The sequence below is a fragment of the Silvania confinis genome (assembly GCF_025564085.1).
Lineage (GTDB): Bacteria > Pseudomonadota > Gammaproteobacteria > Enterobacterales > Enterobacteriaceae > Enterobacter > Enterobacter confinis.
The window spans coordinates 147,402-172,900 of sequence record NZ_JAMGZJ010000076.1 but is presented as its reverse complement, the minus strand read 5'-3'; the positions used below and the strand labels follow the sequence as shown (position 1 = coordinate 172,900).

Sequence of the window (25,499 nt, the reverse complement as noted above, 5' to 3'; positions counted from 1 at the left end):
GGGAATAAAAGGAGGGTAAAGGGCGCCAGAAAGCGCCCTGAAGGCTTAGCGGAAGCGGACGTCGCGTCCGTGAGGTTCGTTCAGATCCTGCCACGGGCCAATAGAGATAATGCCCGTCGGGTTGATCGTCTTATGGCTGCGATAATAGTGATGGCGAATATGATCAAAATTGACGGTTTCGGCGATGCCCGGCATCTGATAGATGTCGCGCAGGAAGCCATACAGATTGAGATAATCGCTGATCCGGTGCTTATCACACTTGAAGTGGGTGACATAAACCGGGTCAAAGCGCACCAGCGTAGTCCACAAACGCAGATCGGCTTCGGTCAGTTGGTCGCCGGTCAGATAGCGATGCTGCCCCAGAATTTGTTCCAGGCGTTCCAGCGATTCAAATACCTTCGTTACCGCCTCGTCGTACGCTTCCTGGCTGGTGGCAAACCCGGCTTTATAGACACCGTTATTGACGTTGTCGTAGATCCAGCTGTTCAGGTCGTCAATTTTTTCGCGCAGTGCGGGAGGATAAAAATCACCGGCCCGCGCCCCGTGGGCATCAAAGGCCGTATTCAGCATGCGAATGATTTCCGCTGATTCATTGCTGACGATGGTCTGATTTTTCTTATCCCATAATACCGGGACGGTCACGCGTCCGGTGTAATGCGGATCGGCCTGCAGATACAGTTGATAAAGGAAATCGTGGTGATACAGCGTGTCGCCGGTCGCCGCCGGGAAATCATCCCCAAAGGTCCAGCCGTTTTCCAGCATCAGCGGATGGACGGCAGAAACGGGAATTAACGATTCCAGTCCTTTGAGCGCGCGCACGATCAGCGTGCGGTGTGCCCAGGGGCAGGCCAGCGAAACGTACAGGTGGTAGCGGTCTTTCTCGGCAGCAAATCCGCCTTCACCGCTGGGGCCGGGCGCACCATCGGCCGTCAGCCAGTTGCGGAAGGCGGAAGCGGAACGTTTGAATCGCCCTCCGGTGGATTTGGTGTCATACCAGATGTCCTGCCAGACGCCGTCAACGAGTTGTCCCATCTATTCCTCCTCAGATAGCAAAAGCGAGGAGATATCTCCTCGCCTTTTTATTTCAGTATAGCGTGCTTACCACTTCTTATTCAGGACGCGGTCAATACTGAACGCACCCGGACCGGTGATTGCCAGCAGCAGGTAGCCGCCAGAGATGGTCAAGTTTTTCATGAACATCAGAGAGTTCATCCCTTCCGCAAAGTTGCTGTGGAACAGGAACGCGGTCAGCAGCGTAAAGCCAGCGGTGAACAGCGCCGTGGTACGGGTCAGGAAACCGAACAGAATTGCCAGACCACCACCCAGTTCAAGCAAAATGGTCAGCGGCAGCAGGAACCCTGGGACACCCATCGCTTCCATGTACTGCTGGGTACCTGCGTAGCCGCCGATTTTGCCCCAACCTGCGGTAATAAACAGGATTGGCATCAGAACGCGCGCTACCAGTACACCAACATCTTCTAATTTTTTCATCTTACTCTCCAGGGAACCACGTGGGCTGTAAATACGGTTTAGTGTGCAAAATCGGGCGGATGCCGCGGTGTTGCTGTCGATGGAGAGAATCATAAACGGGGCGAATGACAATTGTTAGCAAGGAAAACTGTCAATCTTCATCAAAGATATTGAGTAAGCGCAGCGGGAAAGGGCGGGGCAGAAATAAATAAAGCGCCCTCAGGCGCTTTATCAGATGGAGCAGATTGTCACGTCAACGCGCGTCGAATTTACGCAATTGCTGCTGGTTAATGGTGGTCTTAACCAGTCTCCAGGCGCTCCAGATACCCAGACCACGGCGCGCCCAGCGGATCAGCAAATTCGGATGACGGACTGCCCGCACCGCCAAAATGCTGCTTCCTACTAACGCCCAGCCGCGCAGGTTGAGGAAGGTATTCCATCCGCGATCGTACGCGTGCGTGACCTCCAGCCAGTCCCGGCTGCTGGCTGACAGATCCAGCCTTTGCTGCTGGATCTGACTCAGCAAGAAGGCCTTATGCCGCTGACGTTCTGAATGACTGCTCACGACTTGTCATCCTCCAGCAGGGACCGATCGTTGGCCAGTTCCTTACGGGTATGGCGCAATAAGGTTGAGTGGCGCACTTTGCGCATCGTCCAGATTGCACCAATCAGGGCACCAAGCAGCAGCACCACGGTCGTTGCGATCATCGCATTTAGGCGGTACTGCGGGTCGATAGCCCAGATAATCAATACCATCAGGCTCATAAGACCAAAGGCGGCGAAGAGCATGGTCAACCCCAGCATCAGCAGCAGCTGGAAGAGGTTTGCTTTCTCCTCTTCCAGTTCGACCACCGCCAGCCGGACGCGCGTCTCCGCAATGCCAACGAGGGTGGTCAAAATCCGCTGTCCGATACCAAGAACGTTTTTAGCGGGGCCGTGTGGTTGCCGTGAATCGTCCATAATTAACGTCGCGTAAGCAGCATGCCGATAACGACGCCGACTGCGGCACCGATACCCACGCCTGCCCACGGATTGTCGCGCACGTATTCATCGGCGCGGGCGGCGGCTTCACGGGTCTGTTTCGCCAGCGCATCACCGGTTTCACCCAGACGATAGCGGCTCTCTTCTAAAGCCTGCTGTGCCTTGCTGCGCAGCTTGCTCAACTCTTCTTTCGACTTATCGCCCGAAGAACTCAGCACTTCTTCCAGGGTATCCGCCAGGGACTTCAGTTCAGCTCGTAAATGTTCTGACGTGGTATCTTTTGACATGATTCTCTCCTGTTGAGACTTCCGTTAACTCAATAATCCCGAGATTCCAGCGCTTTCAGTTCGTCCTGCGCTTCTTTCAGTTTTTGCTCACGTTTAGCAATTTTGTCTGCATCGCCTTTCTCTTTGGCCTCCGCCAGATCGCGGCGGCGCTCGGCAATCTCATCTTTCTGCTCAGCAATCTTTTTCCGGTGATCGGCACGCAGCTTGCTGTCGGAGCAGTTAGCTTTCACTTCGCTTAACGCTTTCTTCAGCCCGTTGATTCGGTTCTGATTGTTATGCTTTTCAGCGTAACTGATCTCGCGCTGGATATCTTGTTCCTTCTCCTGGCAAGGAGAGTTCGCGAACGCTGCTGTGCTTAGCGAAAAAAGGGCGACGCCCAGAATGATGCGGTAATTCATTATTGAACCTTCCATTGTTTTCGACATTCCCTGTGGGGATGTCGATTTCCAGAGTCATGCGGAGTACGAGTGACAGGTGCTCCGCGTACTTAAGCATAGTAAGTAAACGGTGATATCACCAAAGTGAGTGAAAAGATTCAGAATAGTGGAAGTTTAGCCGGCGAGGCGTGAGGTATCGCGCAGACGCGTCAGCCAGACAGCAGCCTGATTGTCTTCATCCTGTTGGGCAATAATGTAGTCGTGGGCCAGACTGCGGTCGAGCACCTTTTTCGCCGCGGCGCTCTGCGCGCTGGAGTCAAAGGTGATCAACAGAACGTCGTCTTTTGGCGTAATGCTTTTGAACTGAATGCCGTTGGCATCAAGATGATGCCAGACGGAGAAGCCGTCCGGCATGCTGGCGCCGCGATTAACGGAGCGGATAGCCAGCGTCGAGTCCTGTGTCTGCATAGCAGCCCACGCCAGCAGCAGGGCGCTGAACATGATCAGCGCGGCCATGGCCCAGGATAAACGACGCAGTGTAAGGTTCGGGCTGGCCATAATTTACCCCTGGCTCCCGTGCTTTTTCTTCCACAACACCACCAGCGAGCCCACCAGACCGAACACCAGCAGCACCACAGGCAGGATCATCAGACAGGACATCAGTTGATCTTCGTACTTGAGGAACACCGGGGTCTTGCCTAGCAGGTAGCCCAGCGTAGTGAGGATCAGCACCCACAGCAGGCCGCTCATCCAGTTGAAGAACTGGAAACGTGCGCTGTTAAGACCGGAAAGTCCGGCAATAGTCGGCAGTAATGTGCGCACAAAGGCAATAAAGCGCCCAACTAACAGCGCAGAAAGACCGTGTTTGTGGAACAGGTGATGCGCGCGTTGGTGATAGTGAGCCGGTAAATGCGAAAGCCAGTTCTGCACAATGCGCGTATTGCCGAGCCATCGTCCCTGGATATAGCTCACCCAGCAGCCGAGACTCGCTGCAATGGTCAGCAGCACCACGGTTTGCGGAAATTGCATTGCCCCTTTCGCGCACAGCACACCCACCAGCACCAGCAGGCTATCGCCAGGCAGGAACGCGGCCGGCAGCAGACCGTTCTCAAGAAACAGAATCATAAACAGGACAAAATAAAGCATGCCAACCATGGAGGGATTGGCCAGCGTTTCGAAATCCTGAGCCCATAAGGCGTTCAGTAGTTGGGTCAAAAGTTCCATTCAGTATTCCTGGAAATCGGTTAACGTCTCACCTGTCAACCGGGTCAAAACAGCACGGCGACATTTTTTATGATTTCATTATGGTCGCTCGCGGACACATTGTGTGGCCAGAACTGATCCCTGTTAAACGGCTAGGTAAGCAAGTACTAACTAACTTAAATGCAAAATGAATCCAATTGTAACAAAGCCAGAGGTTGTTCGTCACAGATTTTGCATCTTACGAGGTTGATTTTGGCTAACCCGGGGAGTTGACGCGAGGGTATTTACACAGGCTGACACTATAGAGGTTTGTTTACCCACTTCAGCCGGAAGGCGCGGAGAAGCGCCTGCCGGAGGATCAGGTCATTATTTTGCATGACTGGTAGCAGTATCGAGGTGAACCACCGGATTATCAGCAAAAAGATAGCGGTCGGCATTGAATTCGAAGTCGTCACTGGTTTCGTTGAACAACATCTGCTTGGTGTTCTCAAGATGCTGCCACATCGCCAGTTTTGCCGCATGCGGGTCTTTGCGAATCAAGGCCTTGAGAATTTGATCGTGGTCATCGCACCAGTTATCAACGGTGCGTGAGTCGATATGATCGTGCAGTTTTTTCCAGTACGGGTTATGAACGCGCTGAGTCCACATTTTTTCGACAATTGCAGCCAGCGCAGTGTTTTGCGTAGCCAGTGCGACCTGAACGTGAAACTGCAAATCCCACTCGGAGTCGCGGAAACATTTTTCTTTGCGCGCATTTTCCTGGATCTCCAGCAGCTTCATGATGTCCTGCTTAGTGACCTGGGTAGCAGCAAACTCGGCAATGTTGCTTTCAATCAGCTGACGCGCCTGAAGCAGCTCAAAGGGACCGTAATTGGCAAATTCCAGCTCTTCATCCGGCACCGGGGAGTGTTTTGGCTGGCTGGCGATCACATGAATACCCGACCCTTTACGCACTTCGACGTAGCCTTCAACCTCGAGCATGATGATGGCTTCACGAACCACGGTGCGACTCACGCTCTTCTCATCAGCGATATAGCGTTCCGCAGGTAACTTCTCACCTACCAGATAAACGCCCTGCTCAATGCGCATTTTCAGCTCAGCGGCAAGTTGCTGATAAAGACGACGGGGTTCGTTGATTTCCATATGCGCTCCAGGAAGGGGAAGACTGATAATTTGTTATACCACTTTTGCGAGTCAGCCTCCAGATTTGCCAATAAAAAAGCCGCTCCAGGGAGCGGCATTTTCACTGAGCGACCGCGCTAACTTTGCGTCGCGGGCCCACCGAGAGAGCTTTTTGCCAGCTCTTCGGCGGACTGATTTTTCAGCACCGTCCAGATAAGCACTGCACCCATCAGGTCGAAGATGGCCAGCACGGCGAACAGCGGGCTAAAGCCGATGGTATCCGCCAGTGCACCTACCACCAGGGCAAACATGGTGCTGGCTGTCCAGGCCGCCATTCCGGTGAGGCCGTTGGCGGTTGCGACTTCGTTACGACCGAAGACGTCAGAAGAGAGCGTAATCAGTGCACCGGACAGAGACTGGTGAGCGAATCCACCGATGCACAGCAGGCCGATGGCCACGTACGGGCTGGTAAACAGGCCGATCATCCCAGGGCCAATCATCAGCACTGCGCCCATGGTCACGACCATTTTGCGCGAGACAATCAGGTTCACGCCAAACCAGCGCTGGAACAGCGGTGGCAGATAGCCGCCGACGATACAGCCCAGGTCAGCGAACAGCATTGGCATCCAGGCGAACATCGCAATTTCTTTCAGGTTAAAGCCGTAGACTTTGAACATGAACAGCGGGATCCAGGCGTTAAACGTACCCCAGGCCGGTTCTGCCAGGAAGCGCGGCAGAGCGATACCCCAGAACTGACGGGTACCCAGAATCTGCCAAACGGTCATTTTCTTGCCGTTGTTGGTCTGGTGCTGAGACTCCTGGCCGCCAATGATGTATTCACGTTCTTCTTCAGACAGTTTTTTCTGATCGCGTGGGTGCTTGTAGAAAATCAGCCAGGCCATTGCCCAGGCAAAGCTCAGTACGCCCGAGATAATGAACGCCAGCTGCCAGCTGTGCATCACGATAGCCCAAACCACCAGAGGTGGGGCAATCATCGCACCGATAGAAGAACCGACGTTGAAGTAGCCGACCGCGATGGAGCGCTCTTTCGCCGGGAACCACTCAGAGGCGGCTTTCAGACCAGCCGGGATCATTGCGGCTTCAGCTGCACCGACTGCACCACGTGCCAGCGCCAGGCCACCCCAGCTGCCTGCCAGCGCGGTTGCGCCGCAGAAAATCGCCCAGGTAACGGCGAAGACGGCGTAGCCGATTTTCGTCCCCAGAACATCCAGAACGTAGCCCGCAACCGGCTGCATGATGGTGTAAGCCGCAGAGTAGGCCGCGATAATGTAGGAATACTGCTGTGTGGAGATATTCAGTTCCTGCATCAGCGTTGGCGCAGCCGCCGCTATGGTATTACGCGTCAGGTAACCCAGCACGGTGCCCAGCGTCACCAGTGCGATCATGTACCAACGTAACCCTTTAATTTTACGCATGTAAAACCTCATCGTTATGTTATTTCCGCCGCGAATGCGGTGCCTCCCTACGCGGTGCGGGAGAGGCTTGTAACGGGAGGGCGTAGCCAGGAGAGACTCCCGGAACGGCCCGAACCTTGCCATAAGTAATCGTGCATAAGTCGGTATCCGTACCGCTAAATCCGATGCCTGAAGCACCGGTATTGCATTCCGTCGGCTTATATTTTGCGACGGCCAAAAGATAACTTGTCATACAGCTTTAAAAGGTGAGAGCCATCACAAATGTGTCAATATTTGTAAGGGCATTGTAATTGCTGCGTCAAGCCAGTGCTGGCGCGGGGTTGCACAGGGTTTACCCCTTAGGGCTTACTTTTTTTGTTGACGTTTATTGATCTAACTCACGAAAAAATCATCTGACTCTGGAAATTGGTGTGATAACTTTGCAGCATCTAAACATTAACTTTCTAACGCACTCGTAAGCTCGTAAGAGGAAGACGCTAATGACCCCGTTTATGACCGAAGATTTTCTGTTAGATACTGAATTTGCCCGCCGCCTGTATCACGACTACGCCAAAGATCAGCCGATTTTCGACTATCACTGCCACCTTCCACCGCAGCAGGTTGCCGAAAATTACCGTTTTAAAAACCTGTATGACATCTGGCTGAAAGGCGATCACTACAAATGGCGCGCGATGCGTACCAACGGCGTAGCAGAACGCCTGTGTACCGGCGACGCCTCCGATCGTGAGAAATTTGACGCCTGGGCGGCGACCGTGCCGCACACCATCGGCAACCCGCTGTATCACTGGACGCACCTCGAGCTGCGCCGCCCGTTCGGTATCACCGGCAAGCTGCTCTCCCCGAGCACGGCCGATGAAATCTGGAACCAATGCAATGAACTGCTGGCGCAGGACAAGTTCTCTGCCCGCGGCATCATGAAGCAGATGAACGTGAAGATGGTCGGCACCACCGACGATCCGATTGATTCTCTGGAGCACCACGCTGTTGTCGCCAAAGACACCTCTTTTGATGTCAAAGTGCTGCCGAGCTGGCGCCCGGATAAAGCCTTCAACATTGAACAGGCGACCTTTGCCGACTACATGGCGAAGCTGGGTGAAGTGTCTGATACCGAGATCCGTCGCTTTGCCGATCTGCAAACGGCGTTAACGAAACGTCTGGATCACTTTGCGGCACACGGCTGTAAAGTCTCTGACCATGCCCTCGACGTGGTGCTGTTTGCCGACGCTAACGAAGGCGAGCTGGACAGCATTCTGGCGCGTCGCCTCGGCGGCGAGAGCCTTAACGAACGTGAAGTGGCGCAGTTTAAAACCGCTGTGCTGGTGTGGCTGGCTGCGGAATATGCCCGTCGTGGCTGGGTGCAGCAGTACCACATCGGTGCGCTGCGCAACAACAACCAGCGTCAGTTCAAACTGCTGGGTGCCGACGTGGGCTTCGATTCCATCAACGACCGCCCGCTGGCAGAAGAACTCTCTAAGCTGCTGAGCAAACAGAACGAAGAAAATCTGCTGCCAAAAACCATTCTGTACTGTCTGAACCCGCGCGATAACGAAGTGCTGGGCACCATGATTGGCAACTTCCAGGGCGAAGGGATGCCGGGCAAAATGCAGTTTGGTTCCGGCTGGTGGTTCAACGATCAGAAAGATGGCATGGAACGTCAGATGACCCAGCTGGCACAGCTCGGCCTGCTGAGCCGCTTCGTTGGTATGCTAACCGACAGCCGCAGCTTCCTTTCTTATACTCGCCATGAATATTTCCGCCGCATCCTGTGCCAGATGATTGGTCGCTGGGTGGCTGCGGGCGAAGCGCCAGCGGATATCCAGCTGCTGGGCGAAATGGTGAGAAACATCTGCTTTAACAATGCGCGCGACTACTTCGCCATTGAACTGAACTAAGCCTTTGAGGTTGATATGCAATACATCAAAATCCATTCGCTGGATAACGTTGCAGTAGCGCTGGCCGACCTGAGCGAAGGCACGGAAGTGACTTTCGATAACCAGGTAGTCACGCTTCGTCAGGCGGTTTCGCGCGGGCATAAATTCGCGTTGGGCGAAATTGCCAAAGGCGAAAACGTGGTGAAATACGGCTTGCCCATCGGTCATGCGCTGGCTGATATCGCGGCGGGTGAATTCATTCACTCCCACAATACGCGCACCAATCTTAGCGATCTGGATGAGTACAGCTATCAACCTGATTTTCAGGCTGAAGACAACCAGCAAGACGATCGTGACGTGCAGATCTACCGCCGCGCCAGCGGTGAGGTGGGGATCCGCAATGAGCTGTGGATCCTGCCGACCGTCGGCTGCGTCAACGGGATCGCCCGCCAGATCCAGAGCCGGTTCCTGAAAGAGACCCACGATGCCGAAGGTACCGACGGGGTGTTTCTGTTCAGCCACACCTACGGCTGTTCCCAGCTCGGCGACGATCACATTAACACCCGCACCATGCTGCAAAACATGGTGCGTCACCCGAATGCCGGGGCGGTGTTGGTGATTGGCCTCGGCTGCGAGAACAACCAGGTCGATGCGTTCCGCGAAACTCTGGGTGATTTCGATGCCTCGCGCGTGCATTTCATGGTCTGTCAGCACCAGGATGATGAAGTGGAAGCCGGGCTGGAGCACCTGCATCAGCTGTATGAGGTGATGCGTCACGACCAGCGCGAAGCGGGTAAGCTGAGCGAGCTGAAGTTTGGCCTCGAGTGCGGCGGATCGGACGGTCTGTCCGGTATTACCGCCAACCCGATGCTGGGCCGTTTCTCGGATTACGTGATTGGCAATGGCGGCACCACCGTCCTGACCGAAGTGCCGGAGATGTTTGGCGCAGAGCGTATTCTGATGAGCCACTGCCGCGACGAAGAGACCTTTGAAAAGACCGTCACCATGGTCAACGATTTCAAACAGTACTTCATTGCCCACAACCAGCCGATCTACGAAAACCCCTCCCCGGGCAACAAAGCGGGCGGGATCACCACGCTTGAAGAGAAATCCCTCGGCTGTACCCAGAAAGCGGGTGCCAGCCAGGTGGTGGACGTTCTGCGTTACGGCGAGCGCCTGAACACTCACGGTCTGAACCTGTTAAGCGCCCCGGGCAACGATGCGGTCGCCACCAGCGCGCTGGCGGGAGCAGGCTGTCACATGGTGCTGTTCAGTACCGGTCGCGGTACGCCGTACGGTGGTTTTGTGCCCACGGTGAAAATCGCCACCAACAGTGAGCTGGCAGCGAAGAAAAAGCACTGGATTGATTTTGATGCAGGTCAGCTGATCCACGGCAAAGCAATGCCGCAGCTGTTGAACGAGTTTGTGGATGTGATTGTGGATATTGCTAACGGCAATCCGACCTGCAACGAACGCAACGACTTCCGCGAGCTGGCGATCTTTAAGAGTGGTGTGACGCTGTAGTCCGGCGCGGTCTGATGCCCTCACCCTGACCCTCTCCCACAGGGAGAGGGTACAAACATTTAAAACGGCAACCTCAGGGTTGCCGTTTTGCTGTTAACCTCGTAACGCGTTTTTCGCCAGACGCGCGTCTTCCGCCTGACACACTGCGGCGGTAAACATCACGTCAGTCGAGGAGTTGATCGCCGTTTCACAGGAGTCCTGCAGCACGCCAATAATGAAGCCTACCGCCACCACCTGCATGGCGATTTCGTTCGGGATGCCGAACATATTACAGGCCAGCGGGATCAGCAGCAGCGAACCGCCCGCCACGCCGGATGCACCGCAGGCACACAGGGCCGCAACCACGCTCAGCAGCAGCGCCGTCGGCAGATCCACCGGAATACCCAGCGTATAAACCGCAGCCAGCGTCAGCACGGTAATGGTGATCGCTGCACCCGCCATATTGACGGTCGCGCCCAGCGGAATGGACACCGAATAGGTATCACGATCCAGGTTCAGCTTCTCACACAGTGCCATATTCACCGGAATGTTGGCGGCAGAGCTGCGGGTGAAGAACGCGGTAACGCCACTTTCACGCAGGCACATCAGCACCAGCGGATACGGGTTGCGACGGATCTGCAGGAACACCAGCAGCGGGTTGATAACCAGCGCTACCACGGCCATACAGCCAATCAGTACCAGCAGCAACTGGGCGTAGCCCCACAGTGCACTAAAACCGGTGGTTGCCAGCGTCGATGCGACCAGGCCGAAAATACCAATCGGCGCAAAACGGATCACCAGCTGCACGATCCATGTCACGGCATTAGAGAGGTCGTTGATCAGATTTTTGGTGGAGTCATTGCTGTGGCGCAGGGCAAAGCCGAGGCCGATGGCCCACACCAGAATCCCGATGTAGTTGGCGTTGAGCAGGGCATGAATCGGGTTCGCGACGATGCTCATCAGCAGGCCGTGCATCACCTCAACAATACCCGCAGGCGGCGTAATATCGGTCGCACCGGTGGTCAGCTGCAACGAAGAAGGGAAAATAAAGCTCACCACGACGGCGGTCAGCGCGGCAGCGAAAGTACCGAATAAATAGAGCCAGAGAATAGGGCGGATATTGGTTTTCTGCCCCTGCTGATGGTTGGCGATAGAGGCCATCACCAGCGTTAACACCAGCACCGGCGCAACGGCTTTTAGCGCGCCGACGAACAGCGTGCCGAGCAGGCCGGTAGCAACCGCTGCAGGTTTAGAGAGAAGTGCCAGCGCGATGCCCAGCACCAGGCCTATCAGTATTTGTTTAACGAGACTGCCGCGCGAAAGACGCCCGAGCAGACCAGAAGATTGTATGGTCATGGGTATTCCTTAAATGAAATTGCGTTCCGTCCCGGCGGTGCTCTGAGGCACTTGTCATCCCGGATTGAGGTCTGTGTTTGCCTGGTTGAGTATATTGAAAGTGCGGGGGCTGGGAAGTGTAAAATGCTGGGTTTTACGTACTACGTCATACTTTTTAACTTTAATTTTACAATTTTGCAGGCCCGGCTAGCGCTGTTGCGAAGCCGGGCACAAACCTTACAGTGGCTGCTGTTTCTTATCACGCAGGTGGTTAACCCAGGCATTGATAATCAGGGTCAATACCAGGATGCCAAACACCACGCCCAGCGAAATGGCGATCGGAATGTGGTAGAAATCGACGATCATCATCTTGATGCCGATAAACACCAGGATCACTGACAGGCCATATTTCAACATTGAGAAGCGCTCTGCCACGCCCGCCAGCAAGAAGTACATCGCACGCAGGCCGAGGATCGCAAACAGGTTTGAGGTCAAAACAATGAACGGGTCGGTGGTCACGGCAAAAATCGCCGGGATGCTGTCGACGGCAAAGATCACGTCGCTCAGCTCAACGAGGATCAGCACCAGCAGCAGCGGTGTCGCGAACAACAGGCCATTCTTGCGCACGAAGAAGTGCTCATTGTCGATGGTGTCGGTCATTCGCAGGTGGCTGCGGATCCAGCGCACCAGCGGCTTCTCGCCGATTCCCGCTTCATCTTCTTTCGCCAGCGCCATCTTCACGCCGGTGAATAACAGGAACGCGCCGAAGACATACAGCAGCCACTCGAACTGTGAAATCAGCCAGCTACCGGCGAAAATCATGATGGTACGCAGCACAATCGCGCCCAGCACGCCGTACACCAGCACCCGACGCTGCAACGCCGCAGGAACGGCAAAATAGCTAAACAGCATCAGCCAGACGAAGACGTTATCGACGGCCAGCGCTTTTTCAATCAGATAGCCGGTGAGGAACGCGAGTGCCTGCGGATCGGCAACAGCGCGACCCTGGGTAAGGGAGAGATGCCACCAGAAAGCAGCACAGAACAGTAAAGAGAGCGCGACCCATACCAGCGACCAGCTGGCTGCCTGCTTCATGGTCATGCCATGTGCGCCGCGACGCCCTTGCAGTAAGAGATCTACCGCCAACATGATAATCACCACGACGGCAAATCCGCCCCACATCAGCGGCGTACCTACAGTATTCATAATCGTGTCCTTATGCATATAAAAACAAAACGGCTAGCGTCAGAAGACGATAGCCGTTGCGTTTTTTATGCATAGACCTCGCCTTCCGGCAAGGTCTCACTTACAACCAGAAAGGAATACGATTGGCGTACACCTTTTTCGTTGCCCGGCGACCGGGTGCGGTTTTGTACGCACCGTAATGACGATCCACCGGCAAGGAAGTTACTCCCCTTTGCAGGTAACAAAATATGTCAGGCCAGAAACCTCGTCAATGGCCTGCACGTATTCATTACGCAGCTTTACGCGGGAACTTCTGCGCTCACGCCGTCTGCCGGGAAGACCACACCTGTCTGGCGACGGATCTCGGTTTGCAGCTTCGCCGTTGTGCGACTCACTGCCAGACCCGGGTGGTTAACTTCTTCGGTTTCAACCAGGCGCGCAAACACCTCTGCCTCATACAGCATAGTGTTAATATGCTGCGGCTGCGTCAGCTCCTGGGCTTTGCCGCCGCGCGGCACGAAGCTCAGTTTCTGGCATTCGGAGATCTTCTCGATAACCAAAGAGCCGTTCTCGCCCTGGATTTCGCTTGGCAACACTGAGTCACTTACTTTGGAGTGCTGCAGCGTGACGCTGAAATCGCCGTAATCCAGCACCGCCAGTCCGTGTGCATCCACGCCGCTCTCCAGCAGGCTCGCGGTGGCCTGCACCCGATGCGGTTCACCCCACAGCGCGACCGCAGAGGCCAGGCAGTAGAAGCCGATATCCATAATCGACCCGTTGGAGAAAGCCGGATTAAAGGTATTCGGATTCTCGCCGTCCAGATAGCGCTGATAGCGTGACGAATACTGGCAGTAGTTAATGAAGGCTTTACGCACTTTGCCGAGTTTCGGCAAAGACTGTTGCAGCAGCAGGAAGTTCGGCAGGCTGGCAGTTTTAAACGCTTCGAACAGCACTACATGGTTTTCCCGCGCAAGCTGAATGGCCTCTTCGACTTCCTGAATGTTCGACGCCAGCGGTTTCTCGCAAATCACATGTTTTTGATGGCTGAGGAACAGTTTCGTTTGCAGGAAGTGGAGCGAATTGGGGCTGGCAATATAAACCGCGTCAATGGCATCACTTTGTGCCAGATCGTCCAGAGAGGTAAACAGATGCTCGACGAGGTAGTCGCTTGCAAAAGCCTGGGCCTGCTCAAGGCTGCGGGAATAGACTGCGGTGAGTTTATATTTGCCGGTTTCATGGGCGGCATCGACGAACTGACGGGTGATCCAGTTCGTGCCAACGACTGCGAAACGTATCATAACGCTTTACGTGCTCCGTAGAGGGGACCTTTTGTCACTGTAACACGCGATGATGACAAAACCAGTGCGCCATCACGCATTACTCTTTAACGATAAATGCGTCAGCCACAGACGGGTATCAAACTCGAGTTGGTGATATTGCGGCTCCATATGACAGCACAGAGAATAGAACGCTTTGTCGTGTTCTTTCTCTTTCAGGTGCGCCAGTTCATGCACCACAATCATGCGTAAAAAGGCTTCCGGTGCGTTGCGAAACACGGTTGCCACGCGGATCTCGGCTTTGGCTTTTAGCTTGCCGCCCTGCACGCGGGAGATGGCGGTATGCAGGCCCAGCGCGTTTTTCAGCACGTGGATCTTATTGTCATACATCACCTTATTGATCGGCGGGGCGCTCTTCAAATACCGGTTTTTCAGGTCCTGCGTATACTGCCAGAGGGCTTTATCCGTCGCGAAGTCGTGGGTGCCCGGATAGCGTTTTTCCAGCACGCTTCCCAGCTTTTGCTCGCTAATGAGTGTGCGCACCTGGGACAATAAAGTGTCCGGATAGCCCTGGAGATAGGTTAGTTGGTTCATCAAAACCCCAAATGAAGATGAAAACGGGTATACTCACGCACCCTTTTCAGGGATAACGCCAAAATTTTACCATTCAGGAGGGCCGATGAGCCACTTAGACAACGGTTTCCGTTCACTCGACTTAAAACGTTTCCCGGAAACGGATGACGTTAACCCGCTCCAGGCGTGGGAAGCGGCGGATGAATATCTGCTGCAGCAGTTGGATGACACCGAAATTAGCGGCCCGGTTCTGATCCTGAATGATATTTTCGGTGCATTAGGCTGCGCGCTGGCTGAACATACGCCGTACAGCATCGGTGACTCTTATCTGAGCGAGCTGGCGACGCGTGAAAACCTGCGTCACAACGACATTGCGGAATCCAGCGTTAAGTTTCTCGACAGCAACGCCGACTACCCGCAGGCGCCGGGCGTGGTGCTGATTAAGATCCCGAAAACCATGGCATTGCTGGAACAGCAGCTGCGCGCGCTGCGCCGGGTTGTTACGCCGCAAACGCGCATTATTGCTGGTGCAAAAGCGCGAGATATCCACACCTCAACGCTGCAGCTGTTCGAGAAAGTGCTGGGCCCGACCACCACCACGCTGGCGTGGAAAAAGGCGCGTCTGATCAACTGTACCTTCAGCGAACCTACGCTTGCCGACGCACAGCAGATTTTAAGCTGGAAACTGGAAGGCACCGACTGGACCATCCACAACCACGCGAACGTCTTCTCTCGTACCGGGCTGGATATTGGTGCGCGCTTCTTTATCGAGAATCTGCCGGAAAACCTCGAAGGTGAAATCGTCGATCTCGGCTGTGGTAACGGGGTAGTGGGTCTGACGCTGCTGGCGAAGAACCCAGAGGCGAGCGTGCTGTTTACCGATGAATCGCCGATGGCGGTGGCCTCCAGCCGTCTGAACGTTGAAAGCAACATGCCCGATGCGCTGGATCGCTGCGAGTTTATGATCAACAACGCCCTGTCAGGCGTCGAGCCGTTCCGCTTTAACGCAATCCTGTGCAACCCACCGTTCCATCAGCAGCATGCGCTGACCGATAACGTCGCCTGGGAGATGTTCCACCACGCACGCCGTTGCCTGAAAATCAGTGGTGAGTTGTACATCGTGGCCAACCGTCACCTGGACTACTTCCACAAGCTGAAGAAGATCTTCGGTAACTGTGAAACGGTCGCCACCAATAAAAAATTCGTGGTGCTGAAAGCGGTGAAGACCGGTCGTAACCGCTAAGATTCAAACGGGTGCGGCCTGATGCCCTCACCCCGGCCCTCTCCCACGGGGAGAGGGTGCAAACACTAAAAACGGCAACCAGGTTGCCGTTTTGCTTTTACCTCGCCTCCCGGCGATGCCGTTAAATCTCCAGCGCTAATTTCGTCCCTTGGGCAATCGCCCGCCGGGCATCCAGCTCCATCGCCACGTCGCACCCGCCAATCAAATGTACCGTTTTTCCTGCTTCACGCAGCGGATCGGCAAGGCCGCGCTTTGGCTCCTGACCGGCGCAGAGGATCACCTGATCCACCCGCAGCAGCTGCGGTTCACCGCCGATCAATACGTGTAGCCCGTCATCGTCGATCTTCTGATAACTCACTGCCGGGATCATCTTCACGCCGCGCGAGAGCAGGGTCGTCCGGTGGATCCAGCCGGTGGTTTTCCCCAACCCATCCCCCGGTTTACTGGCTTTACGCTGCAGCATCACGATCTGACGCGGGCTTTTTGGCAGCTGTGGCCCTTGCGGGCGTAAACCGCCGACCTGGTTCAGCGTGGTGTCGATTCCCCACTCCTCGCAGAATTCGGCGATATTCAGGCTGGTGGTCGGCCCCGGCTGGCTCAGGTACATGGCCGTATCAAAGCCGATGCCGCCGCAGCCGATAATCGCCACGCGCTCGCCCACCGGGGCTTTGTCGCGCAGCACGTCGAGATAGCTCAACACTTTTGGATGATCGATACCGTCGATCTCAGGCATTCGCGGGGCGATCCCGCTGGCGAGGATCGTTTCATCAAAGTCGAGCAGATCCTGCGCGGTGACAAACTGATTAAGCCGCAGATCGACACCCGTAAGTTCGATCATCCGCGCGTAATAGCGCAGGGTTTCATAGAACTCCTCTTTGCCGGGGATCTGTTTAGCGATATTAAACTGCCCGCCGATCTCCGGGGCCGCATCAAATAGCGTTACCGCGTGACCACGCGCGGCGGCATTCACCGCAAACGCCAGTCCCGCCGGGCCTGCGCCCACCACCGCCAGCCGCTTTTTGTTTACCGCCGGCACAATTGGCATCAGGGTTTCGTGGCAGGCACGGGGGTTCACCAGGCAGGAGGTCACTTTGCCGACGAAGATCTGATCCAGACAAGCCTGGTTACAGCCGATACAGGTGTTGATCTCATCCGCTCGCCCGCTTTGCGCTTTGGAAAGGATCTCCGCATCGGCGAGGAACGGCCGCGCCATCGAGACCATATCGGCATCGCCGTTCGCCAGCAGGTCGTCTGCCACTTTTGGATCGTTGATGCGGTTGGTGGTCACCAGCGGGATCGATACTTTGCCTTTCAGCTTGCGCGTCACCCAGCTGAATGCCGCGCGCGGCACCGGGGTGGCGATGGTGGGGATCCGTGCCTCGTGCCAGCCGATCCCGGTGTTAATGATGGTCGCGCCTGCCGCTTCAATGGCCTGCGCCAGCTGGACGGTTTCATCAAAGGTGCCGCCGCCCTCCACCAGATCGAGCATCGACAGGCGGAAGACGATAATAAAGTCAGCCCCCGCACGTGCCCGTACCGCACGCACCACTTCCACCGCAAAGCGCATCCGGCGCGGATAGTCACCGCCCCATTCGTCATCGCGCTGGTTGGTGCGGGCGGCGAGGAATTCGTTGATCAGATAGCCTTCGGAACCCATCACCTCCACGCCGTCGTAGCCTGCTTCCCGCGCCAGCGCGGCGCAGCGGGCAAAGTCGTCGATCAGGGTCAGGATCTCATCATGGGTGAGGGCATGAGGCGTAAAGCGGTTGATCGGAGCCTGGATCGCGGACGGGGCCACCAGCTGCGGCTGATAGCTGTAGCGCCCGGTGTGCAAAATTTGCAGGGCGATTTTACCGCCTTCCCGGTGCACGGCATCGGTGACAATCCGGTGATGCGGCAGCTGTGCCGCATCGTTAAGCACCGCGCCGCCCTCCATCCCGACGCCCGAAAGCGCCGGGGCTACGCCGCCGGTAACAATCAGCGCCACCCCATGACGGGCGCGCTCGGCGTAGAAGGCCGCCAGCCGCTCAGCGCCGTCCGGGCGCTCCTCCAGACCGGTATGCATCGAGCCCATTAACACGCGGTTTTTGAGCGTAGTAAACCCCAGATCGAGGGGGGCAAATAACGACGGGTAGCGGCTCATAGTCTCTTCCAATGTAAAATTATTGTTATGTGGTCGGATGAGTTACTAATTTAGCCAGCGGCGGGGAAAAGGTAAAAACAGGATCCAATGATTGTGATGAGATTCAAAAAGCGCGGCGTTTTTCCCCGGTGGCGCTGCGCTTACCGGGGCTACGGACAGGTGTGTTGTAGGCCGGATAAGCCCAGCGCCATCCGGCGTTTAACGTGCTGCGGGCACCAACCCCGGCGCCTGCCACATCGAGGTGGTCAACCCGCTGTCCACCAGCCCGAGCTGATCGGCGTACACCGCCTGCCATTTCTGCATCATGCCGTCGTACAGCTCCCGGTGTGCCGGGTTTGGCGTAAACTCCCGGCTCCAGCGCACCAGTTTCTCGCCCGTCGCGGCCATGTCGGTAAACAGCCCCGCGCCCGTTCCGGCGGCAATCGCGCAGCCCAGCGCGGTGGCCTCTTTCACCTCCGGCACCCGCACCGGCAATCCGGTCACGTCACTCAGGATCTGGCTCCACAGCGCCCCTTTGGCGCCGCCCCCGGCAAACACCAGCCCGTCAAAGGTCACGCCAGAAAACTGCGAAATCTGCGCCAGATTGCAGGCGGAGACAATCGCGGCGTTCTCTTCCAGCGCGCGGAACAGCGTGGCTTTGTTGCATTTTTCTGGATCGATGGAGAGGTTAATAAACGACGGTGCCGCGTGATACCACTGCTTAAAGTGCATCGCGTCCGAGAAGATTGGCATCACCCCGTGAGAACCCGGCGGCACCCGGCTGGCCATCTCTTCCATCAGTTGATAGGTGTCCACGCCCAGCCGCTCGGCAATCAGCTTCTCCTCGGCGCAAAAAGCATCGCGGAACCAGCGCATGGTCAGCCCGGTAAAGAAGCTGATCGACTCCGCCTGCGCCATACCGGGGATCACGTGCGGATTCACGCGGATGTTCATCTGCGGATCGGTACGCACCTGCGGCAGATTCACCACTTGCTGCCAGAAGGTGCCGCCCAGCACCGCAGTTTGCCCGGCGCGCACCACGCCCAGCCCGAGGCAGCCCAGCTGCACATCGCCCCCGCCCATCACTACCGGGGTGCCTTCACGCAGGCCGCTTTGCTGCGCGGCATCACGAGTAACAGCCCCTAAAACGGTGCCGGTCTCTTTTACCGGCGAGAGGATGTCGGCGCGCAGCCCGGCCATATCCAGCAGCGCCGGACGCCAGTTGCGGCTGAACAGATCGAGCATCCCGGTGGTGCCCGCGTTAGACGGGTCCACCGCCAGCTCGCCAGAGAGCTTCGCCGCCAGCCAGTCGCTGATCATGGTGATGGTGGCGGCCTTGCGATAGATATCCGGGCGATGGTGCGCCAGCCACAGCAGGCGCGGCATGGCGCTCAGGGCCAGAGTCTGGCCGGAGACGTCGTACACTTCGGATTCAAAGCGGAAGTCGTGGATCTCTTTTAGCTCTGCCACTTCGCGGCTGGCGCGGGCATCGACGTTGGCACAGGCCCAGATGGCCTCACCGTTGCGGTCGTACAGGACGATCCCTTCGCGCATTGAGCAGCAGGCGACGGACTGGATATCCGCCGCGCTTAGCTGCGCCCGCGCCAGCGCCTGGTGAATGCACTGGCAGGCCAGCCGCCAGTTGGTGTCGAGATCGAACTCCATCGAGCCGGGGACATTCTCCACGCTCAGGTGTTTCCACTCCGCCTGGCCGACCGCTATCTGATTGCCGTTAAGATCGAACACCACGGCGCGAACGCTTCCCGTCCCTGCATCTAACGCTAAAAGGTAACTCATCAGTTTGCCTCGTGTCAGGCGCGGGATTGGCCCTTAGCTTGCCAGAGCCAGCACCGCGCGGGCTGTCATCTCTTCCGTCACCAGGCCATTGATACGGCGGCCGTTCAGTGCGGCATAAATCGCATCGGCTTTCTCTTCCCCTCCGGCCACGCCAACGATGGTGGGCAGCTGCGCCAGCTCGTCGAGCGTCACGCCCAGTAACTCCTGATGGATGGCCAGATCTGGCACCCGTTCCCCTTCGGCATTCAGGAAATAGCCCAGTATGTCCCCGACTGCACCTTTGCGGGCCAGCATCAGCTGCTCGCCCTCGCTGATGTAGCCGGAGCGCAAAATGGTGGCATCCCGGCGCTGATTTATCGATCCAATCCCGACCACGGCGACGTCGGCGGCGCTGGCGGCGAGGATCACATCCCGCACGCTGGCTTCACGTTTTAAGATCCCGGCTACCTCTGCGGATGACACCCGCAGCGGGGCAGGGATCATGCTGACGCTGCAGGCCGCATCCAGCTGGCCGATGCCGGTCATATACGGCCCAACTCCGCCAGAGAGTGTTACCAGTCGCACCTGCTGGGAACTGATAAAGCCGCTCAGGTGCTGCACGCAGCTCATGGTGGCTTCACCAAATCCCACCGCCAGCAGCTGGCCGGGGGCCAGCACGCCCATCAGCGACTGGGCGGCACCAATCCCTAAGCGCACGTTCATCGGCGGGGTGTTCAGCGCCGGCAGCACGCGGGCAAGCTTCAGGCCGAAGCGCTGCTGCAGCTCGGTTTCCAGCGCCAGACAGCCTTCATAACGGGAGTTGATCTGCACGCGGATCACCCCCGACTGGCGTCCTTTTTCCAGCAGGCGCGAAATCTTCAGGCGCGGCAACCCCAGCCGCTCGCCAATATCGTTCTGCGTCAGGCCGTCGTGGTAGTAACACCACGCCACACGTGCCACCAGCTCCTCTTCCGCCAGCGCCAGCCCGGCAAAACGTCCCTCTTCGACACTGCGTTTCTCGCTCATAGATGAACTCTTATCAAAATTTAGATCATATGTTCGGTGTGCCACAGGGCGAAAGTGTGAGCCACACGGCAAATTGCATATTCAGGAAGGTTTCTGCTTTATCGCGATCCTGGTCATAAAAGTGTGATCCCTGCACGGTTGTAAATATAGTTCAGGGTCTACGCTTTTGAACATTATTAAATCAAAAAATCATTTGTTCAATGGCGGAGCGATAATGACAGCACTTATCGAAGCGCGCGGGATCCACAAGCAGTTTTCCGGCGTTCCTGTATTGAAAGACATTGATTTCACGCTGCTGGCGGGCCAGGTGCATGCCCTGATGGGCGGCAACGGCGCGGGCAAATCCACGCTGATGAAGATTGTCGCCGGGGTTGAAACCCCCGACCGCGGTGAACTTTATATTGCTGGCCGCCCGTTTGCTCGCCTGAAGCCGGTCCAGGCGCACCAGCTTGGCATTTACCTGGTGCCGCAGGAGCCGATGCTGTTCCCTAATCTCAGCGTGCGGGAAAACATCCTCTTCCGTCTGCCGCGCAGCAACGCTACCGCTCAGCGCCTTGCCGATAAACTGGAGCAGCTCCAGTGCCAGCTGAATTTAGACGTCGCCGCCAGCACCCTGGAGGTGGCGGATCAGCAGATGGTGGAGATCCTGCGCGGGCTAATGCGCGAAGCGAAGATCCTGATCCTCGACGAACCCACCGCCTCGCTGACCCCCGGCGAAACGGAGCGTCTTTTTCGCCAGATCCGCGCCCTACAGCAGCTGGGCGTCGGCATTGTCTTTATCTCGCACAAATTGCCTGAAATCCGCCAGCTGGCCAGCCACGTCTCGGTGATGCGCGACGGGGCGGTGGTGCTGAGTGGCGAAACGACGCAGTTTGATGACGCGGCGCTGATTGCCGCCATGACCCCGGTCAGCCGCGAACAGGGCCTGACGGACACGCAAAAGCTGTGGCTGGCGCTGCCGGGCAATCGCCGCACGCAGGCCAAAGACTTCCCGGTGCTGCGAGTAGAAAACCTCACCGGGGAGGGCTTTATCGATCTGAACCTTGAGATCTACGCCGGGGAGATCGTCGGTCTGGCCGGGTTAGTGGGATCCGGGCGCACCGAGTTTGCCGAAACGCTGTACGGCTTACGCCCATCGCGCGCAGGGCGAGTCTGGCTGGAGAACCAGCAGATCGACGGCGATCCGGTCAGCGCCCGGCTTAATAAAGGGCTGGTCTATCTCCCGGAGGACCGGCAGGTATCCGGCCTGTTCCTTGATGCTCCAGTGCGCTGGAACACGGTGGCGCTGAACGAACCGTCGCTGTGGCAGCAAAAGAGCCGCGAGGCGGCGGTGGTCGAGCGCTATCACCGGGCGCTGGGGATCAAGCTCAACAGCCCGGATCAGACCGTGCGCACGCTGTCGGGTGGCAATCAGCAAAAGGTGCTGCTGGCGCGCTGCCTGGAAGCCAATCCTTTATTGCTGATCGTCGATGAACCGACCCGCGGGGTGGACGTCTCGGCCCGCGCCGACATCTACCAGTTGCTGAAAAGCGTGGCGGCGCAGAACGTGGCGGTGCTGATGATCTCCAGCGACATGGACGAATTCCCCGGTCTTGCCGACCGGGTGCTGGTGATGCACCAGGGGATGCTCAACGGCGAACTGCCGCGCCATGCTGTCAGCCTCGAGCGGATGATGGCCCTGGCCTTTGGAGGACAGGCATGAAAACACTGTTGAAAAACCGCGAACTCAGCGCCTTTCTCGCCATTGTGGCGCTGTTCGCGCTGCTGGTGGCGCTCAACCCGGCGTATCTGAGCCTGCAAACGCTGGGGATGATTTTTGCCAGCTCGCAGATCCTGATCCTGCTGGCTCTTGGCGCAGCGCTGGTGATGCTGACGCGTAACATTGACGTGTCGGTGGGCTCGACGGTGGGGCTCAGCGCCATTGCCGTGGGGGTGGCGCTGAATAACGGCTACGGCCTGCCGGTGGCGATCCTGTTCGCGCTGGCGATGGGTGCGCTGGCGGGGGCGTTTAACGGCCTGCTGGTGGTCGGGCTGCGCATTCCGGCGATTGTTGCCACCCTCGGCACCCTGGGACTGTATCGCGGGGCAATGCTGCTGTGGACCGGCGGCAAGTGGATTGAAGGACTGCCCCCGAGCCTGAAATCGCTTTCGGCCCCGCTGGCGCTCGGCATATCGCCGCTGGGGATGGTGGTGCTGGCGTTAGCCGCCGTCGGGGCGTGGACCCTGTCGCGCACCGCCTTTGGCCGCGATTTTTACGCGGTTGGCGATAACCTCGCCGCCGCCCGTCAGCTGGGCGTGGCGGTCAATCGCACCCGGATGGCGGCCTTCACCCTCAATGGCGTGCTGGCGGCCTGCGCCGGGATTGTGTTTGCCGCGCAGATTGGTTTTGTGCCCAACCAGACCGGCAGCGGGCTGGAGATGAAAGCCATCGCCGCCTGCGTGCTGGGCGGCATCTCGCTGCTCGGCGGTACCGGGACCTTGATCGGCGCGCTGCTCGGGGCCTTCTTCCTGACCCAAATCGATACCGTGCTGGTGCTGTTCCGCCTTCCTGCATGGTGGAACGACTTTATCGCCGGGCTGGTGCTGCTGGGGGTGCTGGTGCTCGACGGGCGGCTGCGTCAGGCGCTGGCGCGTCATCAGCGGGCACTGAAGTACAGCCGCTTCCAGCCGGGCAACAAAGGCGGGAAGCACGTCACCCCATTTCCGAAACGCAAAAAAGAGGTGGCGTAAATGAAGCTTAACTGGGAGTGCGCCCTGCTGGTGTTACTGGTGCTGGAGATCCTGCTGTTTGGCGCCATCAATCCGCGGATGCTCGACATCAACATGCTGCTGTTCAGCACCAGCGATTTTATCTGCATCGGCATTGTGGCGCTGCCGCTGACGCTGGTGATCGTCAGCGGCGGGATCGACATATCGCTCGGATCCACCATCGGCCTGTGCGCCATCGCGCTGGGGGTGATGATGCAGGCCGGGCTGCCGATGGCGGCGGCGATCCCGCTGACCTTATTGCTCGGGCTGCTGTGCGGGTTGTTCAACGCGGCACTGATCCACTACACCGGGATCAGCCCGCTGGTGATCACCCTCGGCACCCTGTACCTGTACGGCGGCGGGGCGCTGCTGCTCTCGGGAATGGCGGGGGCAACCGGCTACGAAGGCATCGGCGGCTTCCCCGACAGCTTCACCGCGTTTGCCAACCTGACGCTGCTGGGCCTGCCGATCCCGCTGGTGCTGTTTGCGGTGATTACCTTCTTCTTCTGGCTGATTGCCCATCGCGGGCGCTTTGGCCGCCATCTGTTTTTGATAGGACAAAACCCGCGCGCGGCGCGCTATGCGGCGCTGTCGGTCAACGGCATGCCGTATGCGCTGTACGGCCTGGTGGGGGTCGCCTCGGCGATTGCCGCGCTGGTGATGGTCTCCTATTTCGGCTCGGCGCGTTCCGATCTCGGGCGCGACCTGCTGATGCCCGCGCTCACTGCCGCGGTGCTCGGCGGGGCGAATATCTACGGCGGTTCAGGTTCGGTAATCGGTACAGCGCTGGCGGCACTGCTGGTGGGGTATCTACAACAGGGTTTACAGATGGTCGGCATCCCCAACCAGGTGTCGAGCGCGCTGTCAGGGGCGCTGTTGGTTGTGGTGGTGATGGGGCGTTCGCTGAGTCTGCACCGTGAATGGGTGCGGTCTCTTCTCACAAAAAATACCCGGAGCGTATGATGAAAATAAAACTGATGGTGCTGGCCGTAGCGTTAAGCGTGGCCTCGGCGCAGGCGGCGGATCGCATCGCGTTTATCCCGAAACTGGTGGGGGTAGGCTTCTTTACCAGCGGCGGCAACGGCGCAAAAGAGGCAGGTAAAGCGCTGGGTGTGGACGTCACCTACGATGGCCCGACCGAGCCGAGCGTCTCCGGCCAGGTGCAGCTGATCAATAACTTCGTCAACCAGGGCTATAACGCCATTATCGTTTCGGCGGTATCGCCGGACGGCCTCTGCCCGGCGTTGAAACGCGCGATGCAGCGTGGGGTCAAAGTGCTGACCTGGGATTCCGACACCAAACCGGAGTGCCGCAGCATCTACATTAACCAGGGCACCCCGGAACAGCTCGGCGGCATGCTGGTGGCGATGGCCGCAAAGCAGGTGACTAAACCGGCCGCCAAAGTGGCGTTCTTCTACTCCAGCCCTACCGTCACCGACCAGAACCAGTGGGTCAACGCTGCGAAAGCGAAGATCGCGAAAGAGCATCCTCAGTGGCAGATCGTCACCACCCAGTTTGGCTATAACGACGCCACCAAATCCCTACAAACCGCGGAGGGGATCTTAAAAGCCTACCCGGATCTGGATGCGATCATCGCTCCGGACGCCAACGCGTTGCCAGCGGCAGCGCAGGCGGCAGAAAACCTGAAGCGCGAAGGGGTGGCGATTGTCGGATTCAGTACGCCAAACGTCATGCGTCCGTACGTGGAGCGCGGCACGGTAAAAGCCTTTGGCCTGTGGGATGTGGTGCAACAGGGCAAAATTGCGGTCAATGTCGCCGATCGGTTGTTGAAAAAAGGCGATCTTAACGTCGGCGACAGCGTAGAGGTCAACGATATCGGCACCCTGAAGGTCGAACCGAACAGCGTGCAGGGCTATCAGTATGAAGCGAAAGGGAATGGCATCGTGCTGCTGCCGGAGCGGGTGGTGTTCACCAAAGAGAACATCGGGAAATACGACTTCTGA

Annotated in this window: 24 protein-coding genes; 7 read left to right on the top strand and 17 right to left on the bottom strand. The window is 57.5% G+C overall.

Annotated elements, in window-relative coordinates; genetic code table 11:
- Positions 1-45 precede the first annotated feature (45 nt).
- The 10 genes from M8013_RS13155 to M8013_RS13110 all read right to left on the bottom strand — a co-directional run bounded on the left by M8013_RS13155 (position 46) and on the right by M8013_RS13110 (position 6,876).
- A complete protein-coding gene (locus M8013_RS13155) occupies positions 46-1,032 on the bottom strand; it encodes a glutathione S-transferase family protein (RefSeq protein ID WP_271268254.1) in 987 nt (328 codons plus the stop codon).
- A gap of 66 nt (positions 1,033-1,098) precedes the next feature.
- The gene (locus M8013_RS13150; RefSeq protein ID WP_271268253.1) at positions 1,099-1,491 is read right to left on the bottom strand and encodes a DoxX family protein; all 393 of its coding nucleotides are present in this window, start codon (positions 1,489-1,491) and stop codon (positions 1,099-1,101) included.
- Positions 1,492-1,723: 232 nt separating this feature from the next.
- Entirely contained in the window at positions 1,724-2,035 is a 312-nt protein-coding gene (locus M8013_RS13145; protein WP_271268252.1) for a YqjK-like family protein, read from the bottom strand.
- Positions 2,032-2,430: a phage holin family protein gene (locus M8013_RS13140; protein WP_271268251.1), complete on the bottom strand. Its 399-nt coding sequence runs from the start codon at positions 2,428-2,430 to the stop codon at positions 2,032-2,034. The genes M8013_RS13145 and M8013_RS13140 overlap by 4 nt, the downstream gene beginning before the upstream one ends.
- Positions 2,431-2,432: 2 nt before the next feature.
- A complete protein-coding gene (locus M8013_RS13135; protein ID WP_271268250.1) occupies positions 2,433-2,738 on the bottom strand; it encodes an ElaB/YgaM/YqjD family protein in 306 nt (101 codons plus the stop codon).
- A gap of 29 nt (positions 2,739-2,767) precedes the next feature.
- On the bottom strand, positions 2,768-3,136 hold the full coding sequence (locus M8013_RS13130) for a DUF1090 domain-containing protein (protein WP_271268249.1): 369 nt from the start codon (positions 3,134-3,136) through the stop codon (positions 2,768-2,770).
- Positions 3,137-3,289: 153 nt separating this feature from the next.
- Positions 3,290-3,673 (bottom strand): EnvZ/OmpR regulon moderator MzrA, encoded by a 384-nt coding sequence (mzrA, locus tag M8013_RS13125; protein ID WP_271268248.1) that lies wholly within the window; start codon positions 3,671-3,673, stop codon positions 3,290-3,292.
- Positions 3,674-3,676: 3 nt separating this feature from the next.
- Positions 3,677-4,339 carry a DedA family general envelope maintenance protein YqjA gene (yqjA, locus tag M8013_RS13120; protein ID WP_271268247.1) on the bottom strand — a complete coding sequence of 221 codons (663 nt, stop codon included), beginning with the start codon at positions 4,337-4,339 and terminating at the stop codon, positions 3,677-3,679.
- Between the two features lie 345 nt (positions 4,340-4,684).
- The gene (gene exuR, locus M8013_RS13115; protein ID WP_271268246.1) at positions 4,685-5,461 is read right to left on the bottom strand and encodes a transcriptional regulator ExuR; all 777 of its coding nucleotides are present in this window, start codon (positions 5,459-5,461) and stop codon (positions 4,685-4,687) included.
- Positions 5,462-5,577: 116 nt separating this feature from the next.
- Complete coding sequence (locus tag M8013_RS13110) at positions 5,578-6,876, bottom strand: MFS transporter (RefSeq protein ID WP_271268245.1); 1,299 nt, start codon at positions 6,874-6,876, stop codon at positions 5,578-5,580.
- A 479-nt stretch (positions 6,877-7,355) separates the two neighbouring features.
- Between M8013_RS13110 and uxaC the strand changes: the two genes are divergently transcribed.
- Both uxaC and M8013_RS13100 read left to right on the top strand, forming a co-directional pair.
- Positions 7,356-8,768 carry a glucuronate isomerase gene (uxaC, locus tag M8013_RS13105; protein ID WP_271268244.1) on the top strand — a complete coding sequence of 471 codons (1,413 nt, stop codon included), beginning with the start codon at positions 7,356-7,358 and terminating at the stop codon, positions 8,766-8,768.
- A 15-nt stretch (positions 8,769-8,783) separates the two neighbouring features.
- Complete coding sequence (locus tag M8013_RS13100) at positions 8,784-10,271, top strand: UxaA family hydrolase (RefSeq protein ID WP_271268243.1); 1,488 nt, start codon at positions 8,784-8,786, stop codon at positions 10,269-10,271.
- A gap of 93 nt (positions 10,272-10,364) precedes the next feature.
- On the opposite strand, the gene sstT is transcribed toward M8013_RS13100, so the two are convergent.
- The 4 genes from sstT to M8013_RS13080 form a co-directional block, all read right to left on the bottom strand.
- Positions 10,365-11,606: a serine/threonine transporter SstT gene (gene sstT, locus M8013_RS13095; RefSeq protein ID WP_271268242.1), complete on the bottom strand. Its 1,242-nt coding sequence runs from the start codon at positions 11,604-11,606 to the stop codon at positions 10,365-10,367.
- Between the two features lie 216 nt (positions 11,607-11,822).
- Positions 11,823-12,791: a TerC family protein gene (locus M8013_RS13090; RefSeq protein WP_271268241.1), complete on the bottom strand. Its 969-nt coding sequence runs from the start codon at positions 12,789-12,791 to the stop codon at positions 11,823-11,825.
- Between the two features lie 278 nt (positions 12,792-13,069).
- Positions 13,070-14,068 (bottom strand): Gfo/Idh/MocA family protein, encoded by a 999-nt coding sequence (locus M8013_RS13085; protein WP_271268240.1) that lies wholly within the window; start codon positions 14,066-14,068, stop codon positions 13,070-13,072.
- A 72-nt stretch (positions 14,069-14,140) separates the two neighbouring features.
- The gene (locus M8013_RS13080) at positions 14,141-14,641 is read right to left on the bottom strand and encodes a YgjP-like metallopeptidase domain-containing protein (protein WP_271268239.1); all 501 of its coding nucleotides are present in this window, start codon (positions 14,639-14,641) and stop codon (positions 14,141-14,143) included.
- 85 nt (positions 14,642-14,726) lie between these two features.
- Between M8013_RS13080 and rlmG the strand changes: the two genes are divergently transcribed.
- Complete coding sequence (gene rlmG / locus M8013_RS13075) at positions 14,727-15,863, top strand: 23S rRNA (guanine(1835)-N(2))-methyltransferase RlmG (RefSeq protein WP_271268238.1); 1,137 nt, start codon at positions 14,727-14,729, stop codon at positions 15,861-15,863.
- 121 nt (positions 15,864-15,984) lie between these two features.
- Here rlmG and M8013_RS13070 read toward each other — a convergent pair whose 3' ends face one another.
- From M8013_RS13070 to lsrR, 3 genes are all read right to left on the bottom strand, one after another.
- Positions 15,985-18,006 (bottom strand): NADPH-dependent 2,4-dienoyl-CoA reductase, encoded by a 2,022-nt coding sequence (locus M8013_RS13070; RefSeq protein WP_271268237.1) that lies wholly within the window; start codon positions 18,004-18,006, stop codon positions 15,985-15,987.
- A gap of 198 nt (positions 18,007-18,204) precedes the next feature.
- Entirely contained in the window at positions 18,205-19,782 is a 1,578-nt protein-coding gene (gene lsrK, locus M8013_RS13065) for an autoinducer-2 kinase (RefSeq protein ID WP_271268236.1), read from the bottom strand.
- 33 nt (positions 19,783-19,815) lie between these two features.
- Positions 19,816-20,787: a transcriptional regulator LsrR gene (gene lsrR, locus M8013_RS13060; protein WP_271268235.1), complete on the bottom strand. Its 972-nt coding sequence runs from the start codon at positions 20,785-20,787 to the stop codon at positions 19,816-19,818.
- A 214-nt stretch (positions 20,788-21,001) separates the two neighbouring features.
- Between lsrR and lsrA the strand changes: the two genes are divergently transcribed.
- From lsrA to lsrB, 4 genes are read left to right on the top strand one after another with little or no spacing between them, the layout of a single operon-like run.
- Positions 21,002-22,489 carry an autoinducer 2 ABC transporter ATP-binding protein LsrA gene (gene lsrA, locus M8013_RS13055; RefSeq protein ID WP_271268234.1) on the top strand — a complete coding sequence of 496 codons (1,488 nt, stop codon included), beginning with the start codon at positions 21,002-21,004 and terminating at the stop codon, positions 22,487-22,489.
- Positions 22,486-23,517, top strand: a complete 1,032-nt coding sequence (gene lsrC / locus M8013_RS13050) for an autoinducer 2 ABC transporter permease LsrC (protein ID WP_271268233.1) — start codon at positions 22,486-22,488, stop codon at positions 23,515-23,517. Before lsrA ends, lsrC begins: the two co-directional genes overlap by 4 nt.
- Positions 23,518-24,498, top strand: a complete 981-nt coding sequence (gene lsrD / locus M8013_RS13045) for an autoinducer 2 ABC transporter permease LsrD (protein WP_271268232.1) — start codon at positions 23,518-23,520, stop codon at positions 24,496-24,498.
- A complete protein-coding gene (gene lsrB, locus M8013_RS13040) occupies positions 24,498-25,499 on the top strand; it encodes an autoinducer 2 ABC transporter substrate-binding protein LsrB (protein WP_271268393.1) in 1,002 nt (333 codons plus the stop codon). The genes lsrD and lsrB overlap by 1 nt, the downstream gene beginning before the upstream one ends.

Coding starts and splice junctions, on each gene's coding strand:
- M8013_RS13080 (WP_271268239.1), bottom strand. CDS start 14,641: ATGAACCAACTAACCTATCTCCAGGGCTATCCGGACACTTTATTGTCC.
- yqjA (WP_271268247.1), bottom strand. CDS start 4,339: ATGGAACTTTTGACCCAACTACTGAACGCCTTATGGGCTCAGGATTTC.
- lsrC (WP_271268233.1), top strand. CDS start 22,486: ATGAAAACACTGTTGAAAAACCGCGAACTCAGCGCCTTTCTCGCCATT.
- M8013_RS13100 (WP_271268243.1), top strand. CDS start 8,784: ATGCAATACATCAAAATCCATTCGCTGGATAACGTTGCAGTAGCGCTG.
- mzrA (WP_271268248.1), bottom strand. CDS start 3,673: ATGGCCAGCCCGAACCTTACACTGCGTCGTTTATCCTGGGCCATGGCC.
- sstT (WP_271268242.1), bottom strand. CDS start 11,606: ATGACCATACAATCTTCTGGTCTGCTCGGGCGTCTTTCGCGCGGCAGT.
- M8013_RS13150 (WP_271268253.1), bottom strand. CDS start 1,491: ATGAAAAAATTAGAAGATGTTGGTGTACTGGTAGCGCGCGTTCTGATG.
- M8013_RS13155 (WP_271268254.1), bottom strand. CDS start 1,032: ATGGGACAACTCGTTGACGGCGTCTGGCAGGACATCTGGTATGACACC.
- M8013_RS13140 (WP_271268251.1), bottom strand. CDS start 2,430: ATGGACGATTCACGGCAACCACACGGCCCCGCTAAAAACGTTCTTGGT.
- M8013_RS13130 (WP_271268249.1), bottom strand. CDS start 3,136: ATGAATTACCGCATCATTCTGGGCGTCGCCCTTTTTTCGCTAAGCACA.
- rlmG (WP_271268238.1), top strand. CDS start 14,727: ATGAGCCACTTAGACAACGGTTTCCGTTCACTCGACTTAAAACGTTTC.
- lsrR (WP_271268235.1), bottom strand. CDS start 20,787: ATGAGCGAGAAACGCAGTGTCGAAGAGGGACGTTTTGCCGGGCTGGCG.
- M8013_RS13070 (WP_271268237.1), bottom strand. CDS start 18,006: ATGAGCCGCTACCCGTCGTTATTTGCCCCCCTCGATCTGGGGTTTACT.
- lsrK (WP_271268236.1), bottom strand. CDS start 19,782: ATGAGTTACCTTTTAGCGTTAGATGCAGGGACGGGAAGCGTTCGCGCC.
- lsrB (WP_271268393.1), top strand. CDS start 24,498: ATGAAAATAAAACTGATGGTGCTGGCCGTAGCGTTAAGCGTGGCCTCG.
- exuR (WP_271268246.1), bottom strand. CDS start 5,461: ATGGAAATCAACGAACCCCGTCGTCTTTATCAGCAACTTGCCGCTGAG.
- M8013_RS13085 (WP_271268240.1), bottom strand. CDS start 14,068: ATGATACGTTTCGCAGTCGTTGGCACGAACTGGATCACCCGTCAGTTC.
- lsrA (WP_271268234.1), top strand. CDS start 21,002: ATGACAGCACTTATCGAAGCGCGCGGGATCCACAAGCAGTTTTCCGGC.
- M8013_RS13135 (WP_271268250.1), bottom strand. CDS start 2,738: ATGTCAAAAGATACCACGTCAGAACATTTACGAGCTGAACTGAAGTCC.
- uxaC (WP_271268244.1), top strand. CDS start 7,356: ATGACCCCGTTTATGACCGAAGATTTTCTGTTAGATACTGAATTTGCC.
- M8013_RS13090 (WP_271268241.1), bottom strand. CDS start 12,791: ATGAATACTGTAGGTACGCCGCTGATGTGGGGCGGATTTGCCGTCGTG.
- M8013_RS13110 (WP_271268245.1), bottom strand. CDS start 6,876: ATGCGTAAAATTAAAGGGTTACGTTGGTACATGATCGCACTGGTGACG.
- lsrD (WP_271268232.1), top strand. CDS start 23,518: ATGAAGCTTAACTGGGAGTGCGCCCTGCTGGTGTTACTGGTGCTGGAG.